The following is a 15,053-nucleotide window of genomic DNA, read 5'->3' on the forward strand; positions in this document are numbered from 1 at the left end:
AAAGCTAATTTTCTAAAAAATAAAAATACAGTTACAGTAAATTAGTATTTTACTGGTAACTGTTTACTGATAACTGATAACTGACATGTGGAGTTTTTGGGAAAATAAATCATTTAAAAAGTACGACTATATTATTGTCGGTGCTGGCATCACAGGACTTTCGACGGCTACTAGTCTCATCGAAAAAAATCCAAAGGCTAAAATTGCTGTTTTGGAAAGAGGTTTTTTGCCTACTGGAGCAAGCACCAAAAATGCAGGTTTTGCTTGTTTTGGAAGTCTTTCAGAAATTGCTTCCGACCTAAAAACGATGAGCGAAACTGAGCTTACAGACCTTGTAACAAATCGTTTGCAAGGACTTGAAAAATTGCGTACTCGTTTAGGAGATAAAAAAATAGGTTATAAAAATTATGGAGGATATGAGCTTATTTTAGATAAACAAATTCCTTATATCAATGAGTTAGATAAAGTAAATCAGCTTTTACAGCCCATTTTTAACGGACAAAATGTATTCAAAACCAAAGACGGCTTAATAGAAGGCTTTGGCTTTAATGCTCGCCACGTCAGAAGGATTGTCTATAATCGCTTTGAGGGACAGATTCATACAGGCAAAATGATGAAGTCGCTTTTAAATTATGTCCAAAAGAGAGGCGTTACTGTTTTTACAGGCTGTGAAGTAACAGATTTTGAAGATGTACAAATAGAAGGAAAAGCAGGAAAAAACAATGTATCTGTAAAAATCAAAAATCCTTTACAAAATGAAGATGCAAATTTTCCAGACATCGAACTTACTGCCTCAAAAGTAGCCATTTGCACAAATGCTTTTTCTAAAAAACTCATTCCAGATTTGGATTTGCAAGCAGGACGAGGACAAGTTTTGGTAACCAAACCCTTAAAATATTTACGTTTTAAAGGTACTTTTCACTTAGATGAAGGTTTTTATTATTTCCGAAATTTTGGTAGAAGAATTATTTTAGGAGGAGGAAGAAATATGGATTTTGAAGGCGAAACAACCACAAAATTGGAAACTACAGAACTAATTCTTGAAGATTTAAAATCAAAACTAAGTGAGATTATTATTCCAAAACACAAATTTGAAATAGATACCACTTGGGCAGGAATTATGGCTTTTACAGAAAGTTCAAAAACAAAAATCCCACTCCTTCAAAATTACTCTAAAAATGTCGTTTTAGGAGTTCGTTTGGGTGGAATGGGAGTCGCTTTGGGAAGCAAACTTGGAGAAGAAATAGCTGAAATGATGGGAAATTAGGACTTAGAAAATATGACATGGGAATTGGAAAATACAGAAATTCAACTTCTATTTTAGAAGTAGGGTTTTCTTATAAAAAAAGAAAAATGCCCTTGTTGGTGTTTTAGCGACAGCGACACCAACAACCAAAACTTGACCATAGAGGTTTAAGATATAAAACAGAACTAAATAGTTTTTATAAGAAAACCCTGATTTTAGAAGTTACGCACCTTAAACTTACGTAATTTTTTTTTAACTTTAGATTGTATTTTTTTAGTATGTTTTTTTTATTACTTAAATTTTACTTTTGATGAGAGTGTTGGTACGAAAATCAACTGCATTGTGTAATTTATCTCTTTATAGTAATTATTTATTAGTAAATCCTAGAAATAAAGGATGTACTCAACTAGCTTTTGGAATGAAAAAAATGAGCCATGATAGTGTTCGCAATTTTTTAGTCCGTGAAGATTATACCCCACAGGATTTGTTTGAACGTGTTTGTTTACTGATTGTACTAGCAGGAGGCACTTTAAGTATTGATGCTAGTGTTTGAGATAAACCCTATAGTGATGCCAAATTAAATCCTTTTATAGCTCGTCAGTATTCAGGCAAACATCATGGTGTTGTAAAAGGTATCTGTTTAGTTACCTTATTTTATACTGATATAAATGGGGTTCGTCTTCCTGTTAATTATAGAGTATATGAGCCAACTTTAGGGGTTATAAAAAATGAACTTTTTCTTAAAATGCTTAGAGAAGTATTGGATTGGGTTTAGCTCCTGCACTTATAACAGGTGATAGTTGGTATTCTTCAAAGGAAAACTTGCGTTTTATTCGTTCTCATAAAATGGATGCTTTTTTTGGCGTCGAAAAAACTCGTACTGTTTCTACTCAAAAAGGAGTGTGTCAAAAGGTAGCTGATATAGAAATTGATGAAAATGGAGTACTTACTCACTTAAAGAATTTTGATTTTGTAACTTTGTTCAGAAAAGAACAGGCAGGTAAAGTTCGTCATTATGTCTATTAAAAATATTACAACCTAAAAGAACAAGAAAAACCTCAAAAAGCTACAAAAGAAGATTTTGAAAAATCACACCAACTACATTGGCACATTGAAGAATTTCATAGAGCTAGAAAGCAGCTTTGTAATGCTGAAAACTTCTTGGTGCGAACAAGAAAAGCTGTACAAAATCATATTTTTTCAGTCTATTGGGCATTTGTTACACTAGAAGAATATGTAATAAATAAAATATATAAAAATTGGTATAAATTTAAAAACAAAATTACATATCAAACTATCAAAACAAACCTTAGAAAGACTAAAAAAATAAATTTACATTTTTAGCTATCTATAAAACAGGGTTTTAACCCTGTTTATTAATGCGTGAATTTTTCAAAGTGTAAATTTATTCATTTTATATTCTTTATGTAGTATTAGGATGCGTAACTTCTATAGAATATAAGAAAAAAATAGCAATTTAGACTTGTGCCTAATCGATAGGGTTTGCAAACCTGTCGCTACGGAAAAATGAACATTACTAAATTAACCGTGATAACCTTTAATAAATAAACTGTAAATAATTTAGCTCAATTACTTATTTTCTTTAGAAGACTAAATACTTACCTAACTTTTATTTTTACGCAGTGTTTATAGAAATTATTTCAAAAATACATAAAAAGGAAAATAAGATAAGGTTTTTAGCTAAAATTTTTAGTATTTTGCATTTTATTTTTACATTTTCACTTGTTTTGTTTTAATTTATGTCTGATAGTCGTCAGTTTCAAGTGGCTTTATCGCTTTTGCCTCATGTGGGTGCAAAGACTGCCAAACTTTTGATTAGTTATTGTGGCTCTGCTCAGGAGGTTTTTAATGCTTCTCCATCCAAACTACTAAAAATTCCTAATGTAGGACAAAAACTTATTGCTTCACTAAAGCAAAATAAAACAGAAGTATTACATAAAGCTGAAAAGCAGTTGGCTATTGCTGAAAAACAAGATGTCAAAATTCTGATTTATACAGACAAAGGTTATCCTCAACGCCTTTTAAGACACGAAGATTCTCCTTATATTTTATACTACAAAGGCAATGCAGATTTGAATGCCCAAAAAACAGTTGGAATAGTGGGAACTCGCAAAGCCACTGAGTATGGCAAAGAAATGACACAGAAGATAGTTAGAGATTTAACGAAATATAATCCTTTAATAGTAAGTGGGTTAGCTTATGGAATTGATATTTTTTCACACCGAGCAAGTCTAGAAAGTGGATTAGATACAATTGGTGTGATGGCAAATGGTCTTGATCAAATATATCCTCCAGCTCATAAAAATACAGCTTTTGAAATGATTGATCAAGGAGGACTTTTAACTGAAGGTTGTTTTGGTACAATGCCTGACCCTTCTCGTTTTCCACAACGCAACCGAGTAATTGCAGGTCTTTCTGATGTTTTGATTGTAGTAGAAGCTGCTGCAAAGGGAGGCGCACTTATTACAGCTCATATTGCAAATGCCTATAATTGTGAAGTTTTTGCAGTACCAGGTAACTTGGATTCTGCAAGTTCGGCAGGTTGTAATCGTCTTATTCGCAATCATCATGCTCATATTTATACAGCAATAGAAGACATTGAATATATTTTGAAATGGGATTTGGACGAACAAAATATTCCTCCTATCAAAAAATCAAATGGTCAACTAACCATGGAAGAGCAAATTATTATCAATAAATTAGAAGATGTAGGAGGAACAATGGCAATAGATAATCTTTCTATCAAAACTCAAATTCCCCTTGGTCAGCTTGCAGGACAATTATTGATGATGGAAATGAAAGGAATCATAAAGGCTTTACCTGGAAAACAGTTTAAAGTAATTAGTTAAAACAAAACTGACTTATCAAAATTTTGTCAGAGTTATCTCCTAAATCCAAATAACTCTGACAATAGCTTGAAAAAATAGTCATTCTTAAACAACTTCTATATCTAAAAATAGTATTTCAAAAACGTATTTTCATTCTCTGCGTTCTCTGTAACTCTGTGTTTAACAAAACATACGTATAACTACTTATTATCTAGTTATTTCCCTTCTACAATTTCTTCTTTTATTAAAATGCCATTTCTGTCAGTCATTCTAAAATAAAATGTTTGTCCTCTTCCCAAATAATGTTTAAAAACAGTTGGAATAGTTCTATAACCGTGATGCAATCCACTATTTTCTAAAATATTGGCTACTTTATTTCCATATTGGTCATAAACATCAAGATTTACTCCTGACACAGGATCGACAAGGTTTACTTCAAAGTTATGTCTTTGAACAATCATTTCTTTGCGTTCTATCTTATGCCCATCTGTATAAACTCGCTCCCTTCCTACTTCTTTTCCATTTGTGTCTTTAGCTATCAAAAAATATGTTCCACTTTTGGGAATGAAAACATTATGACGAATATTTATGACCGTTTGTGAGCTTTTATTATATTCTTTATCTGTAAAATAGGATTTGAAAAGATGTTCTTGGTCATCATACAAAGCCAAATTTAGTTTTGTAGTTTCATCCAAAACAAAAACAAATTTATTTTCAGTTTCGATAAGTTTCATATCTTCATTGTGAGCAATGCTATTTTTATTTACTTCTTGCTCTGCCAACGTTCTCTCTTCATTTTCTTTTGCTGGATTAATTAATTTTATTTTGAAAGTTGCATCTTCTCCAATTTGTTGTGTAAACATAAAAGAACGATAAAAAAAACCTGCTTTTGCTGGAAAGTTTTTTACAATGGTTTTAAAAAACTTTCCTTGCGCATCATACACTTCAATATTTACTTTTTGGTCTTCTTCCAAAAAAGTCTGTAAATAACCATTAAATGTATAAGTAGGAATGTATTTTTCTTGTGCTGTGAATTTCATTTTATCAAAATCTTCTCCTTTAGCTTCACAAACTGCCTTTGCTAAATTTTCAAAAACTTCTTTTTTCGGATGAGAAAGATAAGATGTTTCTTTATTATTAGAAACACACCAAACACTAGATTGAGCAAGATATTCTTTTTGATAGTCATGCTTTGCAATCGTTTGAGCTACTTTTGAAAGTCCTTCATTATCTAATCTATCAAACTGATAAAGAGAATTTTTGTAAGGTGAGCCGTTGCTTGCCTGAATACAGGCTGTCATGACTGGTTGAAGTTTGGTAGCTCCTTTTTGAATGGCAAATTGATAATCTTCCAAAATCATTAGGTCTTGAATGCCTTCATCTTCGCTTCGAAATATTGTTCCTGCTGAAATCTTTACTAAAAGAGGTTTTGAGTATGTATTATAAATATTTAGCAAAAGACTTTCACCAAAATAACCTCCCAGTCCTCGTGCATTTATTTTGACTTGTTGTTTTTCAATTAGTTCTGCTAGTTCTATATGTGCCATTTGAGCAGAAGAAAAGCTAAAGAAGGAAAATAGAATAAATAGTGAAACAGATAAAATAGTAGTTTTCATAAAGTTTAAATAGTAAAAGTGGATAATTGGAGTTCTCTAATTTAACGAAAAAAAGTTATTTTATTTTATTAGTCTGTTTTTCAATTATCAAAATTGCTACTGGCTAGTTAATTTATCTATTTTCTAAAGATATAGCTAACAATTATAATTTAAAAAATTCATATATTGTAAATATAATTTCCTGTGAAAAATATTTCAGACTCAAAAAAATTCATGCAAAAGACAATTGAAGGCATTTTATCAATTATAGTGGCTGTTATTCTTCTTCAAACACTTTATTTTAAATTTGGGACAGCACCCGAATCTGTTTGGATTTTTTCTAAACTTAATGCAGAACCTTCAGGTAGATATTTGTCTGGTTTTCTTGAGCTTATTGTAGCTATCTTAATTTTGATTCCAAAAACTCGTCGTGTCGGAGCTGTAGGAGCAATTGTTATTATGTTGGGAGCAATTGCATCTCATATTTTTATTTTAGGTATTCGTATTCAAGATGATAAAGGACTTTTGTTTGCGCTTGCTTGTATTACACTTGCTTGCGCTATTAGTGTGTTGATTATGAGAACGATACGAAAAAGATGATATAAATTTCAAGTATTCTTTGTCTAGGGTAGGGTATTCAGAATTTCAAAAACAACTCTACAAAAAATGATTATTTTAAATCATTTTATTTTCTTTGAAATTTAGCTGCGTAATATTGTTGTTTGAAAACTACATTTTTGAAAATCATAATTACACAACTGTAGGAAAAAATAAACTAATTCTGCCCCCCTATTCTTACGATTTAAATTTAAAAACAAGGAAACTAACCAAACCCATCCATGCTAAAGCAATACCATAAGTAATTAGAAAATAACCTTTTTTTTGGTTTTTATGCCTAATTTGATACATTAAAAATAAAATACTAAATGCCCCTCCTAATAGTTCATAGAAATGTAAAGTACGTTCTTTTATTCTCTTTTTAGATTGTATTGCTTTACGCTTGTCCCACCAAAAAATAATACCTGAAGCAATATTAATCAAAAATAAGTATACAAATAAATAGTTCATTGAGCTATATTTTATAGTAGAGTACTGGACAGTTGTCAAAATAAATCAGATTGTTTTTATAAACCTAAACAAAAAAAGCCTATCCAACCAAAAAGATTGAATAGGCTTTTGCTTTTTTAAACTAAACTATTGTTTAATTTATTCTTGTTCTAAAACTGCACTAATTGCTTTGTCAGCTTGGATAAAGTTACCTGCTTTTTCACCAGCTTCTAATTCTTTACCTGTTGATTTCAAGATTTCAAAAGCAGTTTTTGTATCTAGTTCTGGGTTTAATGCTTTCATTACGCCCAAAAGACCAGCTACATAAGGAGTTGCCATTGAAGTACCGTTTAAGAATTTGTATGTTCCTTTAGGATAAGTAGAAAAAATCTGAACTCCAGGGGCTGCAATTCCCATTTTCATATCTTGTACGTGGTTAGAGAAAGGAGCTATACTCAAATCAGGAGAAATAGCTGAAACAGTGATTACACCATCTGCATTAGCTGGAGAAAAATCTTTTGCATTTTTGTTAGAATTTCCTGCTGCTACTACTACAATTGCACCTGCTGCATTTGCGTATTTTACAGCTTCTGAATATGCTTTTTGATGAGCATCATTTGAAGGACCTCCCAAAGAAAGCGAAATTACATCTGCTCCTGCGTCTGCTGCTTTGATAATTCCTGCCAAAACAGTTTCTTGAGAACCAAAACCAGCATCATTTAATACTTTAATACTAGAAACCGTTACAAATTCAGAATTTGGAGAAAAAGAAGCAATTCCTTTACCATTGTTAGTTACTGCTGCAGCAATTCCTGCACAATGTGTTCCGTGTCCTAGTTTGTCATAATCACTTTTCTTTTCAAGAGAAAGATAATTTGAAGTAATATCTTCGTGGTCAGCTTCTACACCTGTATCTAAAATAACAATTTTAGCTTTTTTCTTAGGCTTTTGTTCTTTCAAAGAAGCATACATTTCTGCTACTCCCATTTTCTCAAATCCCCAAAGGTCTTTTAAGTTAGGGTCATTGATTCCAAAAGAAGGTTTGTTTGGAGCTACATCAAAAGAAGTTGTTGGATTAGTTGGAAGCTCTAAAATTTCGTTGTTTTCTAAATAATCTACTGCACCTGAGTTTTGAAGTTCGCCAATAATTACATCAATATTCTTTAATTGGAAAGTAGGAATATCTAAAATATAATATTCTTCTAATTCAGAATATTCATCATGCTGTAAATCTGGAAATGCTCTACGAATAGACATACTGTATTTTTCCAAAATTGGAACAATAGCATCTTTGTTAGCCATGTTCAAATCCAAAAGAAGTTCGCCATTTGCACTAAGGTTTGAAGGCAAAGTAGTAGTTTCTTTACTTCCAATTATAGTTTCAGCTTCATTTGATTCCATTCCACAAGTAAAGCCATTTTCGTAAGCATCTACTACTGCATCTCTACCTGCATCAAAAAAGAATAACTTTAGTCCTGCAATAACTGCAAAAATAGTAAAGTAAAGAACTTTAGGACGAGGTGCAAAACGATTGAAAATCAGAATGACAATAGTAAGAATTGCCAAATCGGGAGCAAGAACACCCAAAAGGTCGTACATTACTCCACCATCATTAAAAAATAATGATAGAATATAAAGGAGTGAAGAAACAAAAAAGCTGTTTCTTGCAAAACCTGCTGCATGTTGGCGTTCTTTCAGGAAGAAGTAAACTGCTGCTGAGAGCAGAATTCCACCATACGCCAAAGGATATAAGAAATTGAAATTTTCCATAAAATTAGAGTTGATTTATTTTTAAAATGAGAATTTATTACAGATTGAGTTAGTTTTGAACTAAATAATTATCAAAATACACTTTTTTTGAGCCATTACAAAATTGATTAGCTTTAATTATTTATAATTTACTGTTTTGGTTTATTTTCTTTTATAACATACCATCAAAACTACGTTAAATAGGAAATTAAAAACATATCTAATTATCATAACGTATTTTCTATCTGTCAAGGTTTCAAATCCAAATTCTTTTAACCTTTTTATCTAGTTTTAAAATAATACTGTTTTTATTTTGATTAGATTTAAAATTAATTAGAGTACTAGATTTAAAGAGCGTGATAGAGCAGATGGAAAAAATATTTTATCCAATGTCCAGTACTTTTTCATTTTTATTCTTTCTTTTTGTTCAGATTCCAAAACATATTAATTTTATGCAGAAAGGTAGTTTATGCGTTCCTTATAAATCTTATATAAACACATAAATAACTCCAAACTAAACCAAATACCAAACTTTAGTGGTCTAAATCTTAAACAAATTATTAAAACTTATCACAGTTGGTAGTTCAGACTGCCGTTCTGAACATCACAAACAGTATTTTGTCAAATTCAATAGTCTGGAAGACTGTTATACAAAACTAACCGTGATAACTTTTATTGTTAAAACAAATTTTTATAAAAAAATGAACAATAATTTTAGCTAAAAAGGATATGTTTTTCTGTTAAACTTCACTAAACAATGTCATTTCGTAAAACGAAATTTCTTTTTTTTCTGTATATTAGATAAACAAATAGAAAAATGGTCATGTATTTGTGCCTACTTAAGTCAGTATACAATTATCTGAATAAAAATAAAAAAAGAAACTCATCAAAAAACTTTATATATTCTTCCTATGAAATTAAAATTGCCTAAACTAAAGCTTCCAAAGTTAAAAAAACGATTCAAATACGGCATTGCAGGACTTTTAATTGTCTTCATGACAGGTTCTGCGTTCTATAATCCAAGTGAAAAATACTTTGAGATTGCTAAAAACCTAGATATTTTTGCCACTCTTTTTAAGGAAGTAAATACATGGTATGTAGATGATGTAACGCCTTCAAAACTTATGAAAACAGGTATTGATGCCATGCTTGCGTCCCTTGACCCTTACACAAATTATATTTCAGAAGACCAAATTGAAGATTATCGAACCATGACTACTGGTGAGTATAGTGGAATTGGTGCAACTGTAGGAACTAGAGATGGAAGAATACTTATTATGATGCCTTTAGAGGGGTTTGCTGCCGATAAAGCAGGAATAAAAACGGGTGATGAAATTATAGCTATAGATGGAATTTCATTAGATGGAAAAACGTATGATGAAACTAGCCAGCTTTTGAAAGGACAGGCAAAAACAGATGTAATACTTTCTATAAAGCGTTATGGACTGGAACAACCATTAGATATTACGGTTACAAGAGAAAAAATTCAGACTTATAATGTTCCTTATTATGGAATGGTAACCTCAACTATTGGAATGATAAAACTGACTGATTTTACTCGTGATGCTAGTAAAGAAGTAAGGGATGCCTTATTAGATTTAAAATCACAAGGAGCTGAGAAAATTATCTTTGATGTCAGAGGAAATCCAGGTGGACTTTTAGATGAAGCAGTCAAAATTTCTAATATTTTTGTAGAAAAAGGAAAAGAAATTGTAAGTACGAAAGGAAAAGTAAAAGATTGGAACAAAACCTATAACGGTCTTTCAGATGCTACAGACACAGAAATTCCTTTGGTTGTCTTGACAAGTGGTACAAGTGCATCTGCTGCTGAGATTGTATCTGGAGTGATTCAGGATTATGATAGAGGAGTTTTGATTGGAGAAAATACGTATGGAAAAGGACTTGTACAGGCTACTCGCTCACTTTCTTACAATTCAAAATTAAAAGTTACGATAGCAAAATATTATATTCCAAGTGGAAGATGTATTCAAGCAATTGATTATGCCAACAGAAATGAAGATGGAAGTGTGGGCAAAATGCCTGATTCGCTTCGCATGCCTTTTAAAACGGCTGCTGGACGTATAGTGTATGACGGGGGTGGAGTGAAGCCAGATATTGCTATTAGTCATGATTTTTATGCGCCAGTTACACAAACTTTAATCTTAAAAGGACTTTTATTTGACTATGCAAACAAATATTATTTTGAAAATAAGACGATTGCAGAAGCAAAAGAGTTTAATTTGACTAATACTGAATATGATAGTTTTATCAAATGGCTTTCTACTAAAGAATATGATTATACTACTAAAGTAGAAAAAATGATAAAGCATTTGGAAGAAACTGCTCAAAAAGAGGAGTCTTATGAAGCCTTAAAACCTCAAATTGATGAGTTTAAGAAAAGCATTGCTCACAATAAGGAAAATGATTTGCGTAATCATAAAGTTGAAATTATTGAACTTTTAGAGCAAGAAATAGCAAAACGTTATTATTTAGAAAGGGGAGAAATGGAAGCTACTTTTGATGATGATCTAGATTTGAAGGCAGCTATTGAAGTTTTGAATGATGAAGCTAAGTATAAAAAAATATTAAGTAAGTAATAATCAATTCAAGTTACGTATCACAGACTGATAAGTCTGAAATACTTATATCTTTAAAATAAAACCTAAACAAAGACGGTATTTCGAAAGAAATATCGTTTTTTTGTGGAATAAAAATTACCAAAATAATTTAAATAAAATATAATTTGAACCAACTCACAAAAAGTCGCAGTCCTTATTTACTCCAACATGCTCAAAATCCTGTTCATTGGCAGATGTGGAATAATGAAACTTTACAGAAAGCAAAACAAGAAGACAAGCCTATTTTGGTCAGTATTGGTTATTCGGCGTGTCATTGGTGTCATGTGATGGAACACGAAAGTTTTGAAAATGAAGCTGTCGCAAAAGTGATGAATGAGTATTTTGTGTGTATAAAAGTTGATAGAGAAGAACGCCCAGATGTAGATGCAATTTACATGGAAGCTGTACAAATGATGGGTGTTTCGGGTGGTTGGCCACTGAATGTTTTTTTGACTTCTGATGCAAAACCATTTTGGGGAGGAACTTATTTTCCTGCTAATCAATGGTTTGATATTGTGCAGCAAATAGGAAAAGCCTATCAAAACCAAAGAGAAGAAGTAGAAGAGTCGGCAAATAAAGTAACCAAAGTTTTGTCTATTTCTACATTAGAAAGATATAACTTGAAAGATGTTTCTGAATTTGATATAACTATTTTAGAAAAAGCCTTTGCTAGTTTAGAAAAACGTTTTGATAAAGAGTTTGGTGGAATCGGAGAAGCTCCAAAGTTTCCTATGCCGTCTTATTATTTGTTTTTGCTTCGTTATTATGATTTTCTGAATAGCAAAAGTGAAGAAAATAATAGTATAACAAATCCTATAAAAGAAAAAATACTAAGTCAAGTAAATCTCACTCTCAATAAAATGGCTCAAGGTGGAATGTACGACCAAATTGGAGGAGGTTTTGCTCGTTATTCAGTAGATAGAGAATGGTTTGCGCCTCACTTTGAAAAAATGCTTTATGATAATGCTCAGTTGCTTTCTTTGTACGCTGAAGCCTATACAATTACAAAAAATAATACACAAAGAGAAGTCTATAGACAAACAATTGAACAAACAACCAAATTTTTAACACGAGAATTACAAGACAAAAATGGGGGCTTTTATTCGGCTTTAGATGCTGATAGTGAAGGAAAAGAAGGGAAATTTTATACATGGACAATAGACGAAATAGAAAAAGTCTTTACAAACCACACATTTAAAAATTCTACAAACCCAGAACAGGATTTACAGCTTTTTAAAAAATATTATTCCATTACTTCAATAGGAAACTGGGAAAGCCCACACGCAACGGAAGGAGCAAATATTTTATATAGAAAAGATACAGATGAAGTTTTTGCTAACCAAAATGATATTGATTTAAGTATTTTGAAAGGCAAAGTTGATGAGTGGCAAAATTATTTTTTAGAAGTTAGAAAAGAGAAAGTTCGTCCTAGTTTGGATGATAAAATCCTGACTTCGTGGAATGCACTTTTGATAAAAGGTTTTTGTAATGCCTATTCTGCTTTAGGAAATGAAAACGAAAGTGAGAAATATTTAGCTTTAGCTTTACAGACGGCTGAATTTATAGAAGGTAATCTTTTTGATAAAGAAAATAAATCTAAATTATATCATACTTTCAAAAATGAAACTGCTGAAATAGATGGTTTTTTAGAGGATTATGCACTTTTGATTGAATCTTATATTACGTTGTATCAAGTTTGTTTTGATGAAAAATGGATTCTAAGAGCTGATGAATTGACAAAATATGTTTTTACTAATTTCTATGATAAGGAAGAAAAATTATTTTATTTTAGCGACCAACTGGGAAGTGAAAAATTAGTAGCTCAGAAGAAAGAAATTTTTGATAATGTAATCTCTTCTTCCAATTCTGTAATGGCGACCAATTTATATTTCTTAGGAATTATCTTAGAAAATAACTTGTATAAAGAAACAAGCAAAGAAATGTTAGGAAAAGTAGCATCTTTGATTGCAGCCGAACCAAGACACGTTTCGAATTGGGCATCATTGTTTACATATTTCTTGACCCCAACTCCAGAAATAGTAATTGTTGGAGAAAATTATAAAGAAGTTTTAAAAGAAATTTCTAGTTTTTACATTCCCAATAAAATAATTATTGCTGCAAAAAGTGAAGAAGAAGGTCAAAAATCTGCTTTGCCACTTTTGGAAATGCGTCCAGTTATAAATAATCAAACAACGATTTATGTTTGTAAGAATAAAACGTGTCAATTACCTGTCAATAGTGTAAAAGAGGCTTTGAAACAGATTTGATACTGGTGCTATACTATAAATAAGATGCCTTTGTCGGTGTTTTAGCGTAGCGACACTGACAAAGACATCTAAAATCCATTCTTAAACAACTTGAATATTTTAATTTTCAGGTGTTCCATCTGCTACCCAACATTCAATAGCTTTTATTTCTGCATCAGTTAGTTCACGACCAGAAGAAGCTGGAGGCATAGAACGAGCAGAAGCACGAGCAAAAACTCGTGAAGAACTTTGAGAAACGCCTTCAAAAGTAGATAAGTTTGGAGATTGATTACCTGAATGACAGCCTGAAATAGCACAGTTTGTATTGATTATAGAAGCAATATTGTCTGTATAATTTATACCTGTTTTTAGTTTTGTTTTTGCTGTTGCTTCACAGTTTTCTGAATCTTTTACTGTAATTGTATATTCTTTGGCAGTTAAGTTTTCAAAAATATTGCTGTTTTGGAATGCGCCCTCATCAATTTTATATTGTAAATTACCACTTCCACCAGTTGCTGTAACTGTTATTTTTCCATTATCAGAATCACAACCTGTATTTTGAGAAGCCAAAGAAATAGTAGGAGCATCTGCATTTTCGACAGTAGTTTTACTTTCTTTAGTACAACCTTCATTATCTTTTACTGTAACAGTATATTCTCCAGCAGCTAGATTTTCAAAAATATTACTACTTTGAAAATTTCCACTTCCTAGTTTATAAGTCAATGCGCCTGTTCCTCCTGCACCTGTGGCAGTTATTGAGCCTGTATTACTTGAGCAGCCTGTACTTTCAGCAGTCAATGATAATGTTGGAGGAGAGCTACAAGGAGTTGTATCTACTGGGTCTGGTTTTGGGTCTTCTTCACTACCTCCACAAGAAAAAAGAAGAATACTAGAAAAGAGCGTAAAAAATAGAAGAACAAATAAATAATTAGTTTTCATAAAATGGAATAATTCAGGATAAGTGTAAAAAAGTAATGATTAGAAGGGTATTTTTTTCAATATAATAATTATAATTGATTTATGGTTCTACTTTGTTAATCTCATTTAAGAATGTTACTAATTTTCTTGTTGCGATGGCTCTATGACTAATTTTATTTTTTTCTGATAAACTCATTTGCGCAAAAGTTTTTTCATAACCATTAGGAATAAAAATAGGGTCATAACCAAAACCATCTTCTCCTGTGGGTTCGTTTATGATTTTCCCCTTTATTATTCCCTCAAACTGATGTTTTTTTCCATCTATGACAAGCGTAAAAACAGTTTTAAATTGTGCATTTCGATTTGTATTTCCTTCTGAAGCTTTTTCACTTAGATTTTTCAAAACTAATTTCATATTTTCTTTTGAATCTCTATATGAACCAACAATTTTGTCTGCATACATTGCAGAATCTACCCCCGGTTCTCCGTCTAAAGCTTCAATTTCTAATCCTGTATCATCTGCAAAGCAATTTGTATTATAATTTTCATAGACATACATTGCTTTTTGTTCCGAATTTCCTTCAATAGTTTGTGTAGTCTCTGGAATTTCCTCTGTACAACCAATTTCCTTCAAACTAACTAATTGAATAGTAGAAGGGATGGCAGCTGTTACTTCTTCTATTTTTTTTGCATTATTGGTAGCAAAACATATTTTCATAATTTTGATATTTTTGTTAGATAATTTTTTACAAATCTAATTATTTCTAGCTTAGGTAAAGTTAAAA

At 31.3% G+C, this 15,053-nt stretch carries 12 protein-coding genes; 7 read left to right on the forward strand and 5 right to left on the reverse strand.

Features of this window, described 5'->3' with window-relative positions; genetic code table 11:
* The first annotated feature begins 85 nt into the window (after window positions 1-85).
* The 4 genes from V9L04_RS17945 to dprA all read left to right on the forward strand — a co-directional run bounded on the left by V9L04_RS17945 (window position 86) and on the right by dprA (window position 4,116).
* Window positions 86-1,267 (forward strand): FAD-dependent oxidoreductase, encoded by a 1,182-nt coding sequence (locus V9L04_RS17945; RefSeq protein ID WP_338791297.1) that lies wholly within the window; start codon window positions 86-88, stop codon window positions 1,265-1,267.
* Window positions 1,268-1,556: 289 nt separating this feature from the next.
* On the forward strand, window positions 1,557-1,799 hold the full coding sequence (locus V9L04_RS17950) for a hypothetical protein (RefSeq protein ID WP_338791298.1): 243 nt from the start codon (window positions 1,557-1,559) through the stop codon (window positions 1,797-1,799).
* Window positions 1,800-2,011: 212 nt separating this feature from the next.
* Window positions 2,012-2,272, forward strand: coding sequence for a hypothetical protein (locus tag V9L04_RS17955; RefSeq protein ID WP_338791299.1), 261 nt, complete (start codon window positions 2,012-2,014; stop codon window positions 2,270-2,272).
* A gap of 734 nt (window positions 2,273-3,006) precedes the next feature.
* A complete protein-coding gene (gene dprA, locus V9L04_RS17960) occupies window positions 3,007-4,116 on the forward strand; it encodes a DNA-processing protein DprA (RefSeq protein WP_338791300.1) in 1,110 nt (369 codons plus the stop codon).
* 194 nt (window positions 4,117-4,310) lie between these two features.
* Here dprA and V9L04_RS17965 read toward each other — a convergent pair whose 3' ends face one another.
* Complete coding sequence (locus tag V9L04_RS17965) at window positions 4,311-5,711, reverse strand: hypothetical protein (RefSeq protein ID WP_338791301.1); 1,401 nt, start codon at window positions 5,709-5,711, stop codon at window positions 4,311-4,313.
* 213 nt (window positions 5,712-5,924) lie between these two features.
* Here V9L04_RS17965 and V9L04_RS17970 point away from each other — a divergent pair, with 213 nt between their 5' ends.
* Window positions 5,925-6,290: a DoxX family protein gene (locus V9L04_RS17970; RefSeq protein ID WP_338791302.1), complete on the forward strand. Its 366-nt coding sequence runs from the start codon at window positions 5,925-5,927 to the stop codon at window positions 6,288-6,290.
* 195 nt (window positions 6,291-6,485) lie between these two features.
* Here the strand turns inward: V9L04_RS17970 and V9L04_RS17975 are convergent, their stop codons facing one another.
* Together V9L04_RS17975 and V9L04_RS17980 are read right to left on the reverse strand one after the other, a co-directional pair.
* Window positions 6,486-6,758, reverse strand: coding sequence for a DUF1294 domain-containing protein (locus V9L04_RS17975; RefSeq protein ID WP_338791303.1), 273 nt, complete (start codon window positions 6,756-6,758; stop codon window positions 6,486-6,488).
* Window positions 6,759-6,896: 138 nt separating this feature from the next.
* Window positions 6,897-8,507 (reverse strand): S8 family serine peptidase, encoded by a 1,611-nt coding sequence (locus tag V9L04_RS17980; RefSeq protein ID WP_338791304.1) that lies wholly within the window; start codon window positions 8,505-8,507, stop codon window positions 6,897-6,899.
* Window positions 8,508-9,409: 902 nt separating this feature from the next.
* Between V9L04_RS17980 and V9L04_RS17985 the strand changes: the two genes are divergently transcribed.
* The gene (locus V9L04_RS17985) at window positions 9,410-11,083 is read left to right on the forward strand and encodes a S41 family peptidase (RefSeq protein ID WP_338791305.1); all 1,674 of its coding nucleotides are present in this window, start codon (window positions 9,410-9,412) and stop codon (window positions 11,081-11,083) included.
* A 146-nt stretch (window positions 11,084-11,229) separates the two neighbouring features.
* On the forward strand, window positions 11,230-13,371 hold the full coding sequence (locus tag V9L04_RS17990; protein WP_338791306.1) for a thioredoxin domain-containing protein: 2,142 nt from the start codon (window positions 11,230-11,232) through the stop codon (window positions 13,369-13,371).
* Window positions 13,372-13,470: 99 nt separating this feature from the next.
* On the opposite strand, the gene V9L04_RS17995 is transcribed toward V9L04_RS17990, so the two are convergent.
* Together V9L04_RS17995 and rdgB are read right to left on the reverse strand one after the other, a co-directional pair.
* Window positions 13,471-14,289 carry a hypothetical protein gene (locus V9L04_RS17995; RefSeq protein ID WP_338791307.1) on the reverse strand — a complete coding sequence of 273 codons (819 nt, stop codon included), beginning with the start codon at window positions 14,287-14,289 and terminating at the stop codon, window positions 13,471-13,473.
* A 79-nt stretch (window positions 14,290-14,368) separates the two neighbouring features.
* Window positions 14,369-14,986 (reverse strand): RdgB/HAM1 family non-canonical purine NTP pyrophosphatase, encoded by a 618-nt coding sequence (gene rdgB, locus V9L04_RS18000; RefSeq protein WP_338791308.1) that lies wholly within the window; start codon window positions 14,984-14,986, stop codon window positions 14,369-14,371.
* Window positions 14,987-15,053: the final 67 nt, after the last annotated feature.

It is taken from the genome of Bernardetia sp. MNP-M8 (assembly GCF_037126285.1).
Taxonomy (GTDB): domain Bacteria; phylum Bacteroidota; class Bacteroidia; order Cytophagales; family Bernardetiaceae; genus Bernardetia.

Coding starts and splice junctions, on each gene's coding strand:
- V9L04_RS17965 (WP_338791301.1), bottom strand. CDS start 5,711: ATGAAAACTACTATTTTATCTGTTTCACTATTTATTCTATTTTCCTTC.
- V9L04_RS17945 (WP_338791297.1), top strand. CDS start 86: ATGTGGAGTTTTTGGGAAAATAAATCATTTAAAAAGTACGACTATATT.
- dprA (WP_338791300.1), top strand. CDS start 3,007: ATGTCTGATAGTCGTCAGTTTCAAGTGGCTTTATCGCTTTTGCCTCAT.
- rdgB (WP_338791308.1), bottom strand. CDS start 14,986: ATGAAAATATGTTTTGCTACCAATAATGCAAAAAAAATAGAAGAAGTA.
- V9L04_RS17980 (WP_338791304.1), bottom strand. CDS start 8,507: ATGGAAAATTTCAATTTCTTATATCCTTTGGCGTATGGTGGAATTCTG.
- V9L04_RS17995 (WP_338791307.1), bottom strand. CDS start 14,289: ATGAAAACTAATTATTTATTTGTTCTTCTATTTTTTACGCTCTTTTCT.
- V9L04_RS17975 (WP_338791303.1), bottom strand. CDS start 6,758: ATGAACTATTTATTTGTATACTTATTTTTGATTAATATTGCTTCAGGT.
- V9L04_RS17950 (WP_338791298.1), top strand. CDS start 1,557: ATGAGAGTGTTGGTACGAAAATCAACTGCATTGTGTAATTTATCTCTT.
- V9L04_RS17970 (WP_338791302.1), top strand. CDS start 5,925: ATGCAAAAGACAATTGAAGGCATTTTATCAATTATAGTGGCTGTTATT.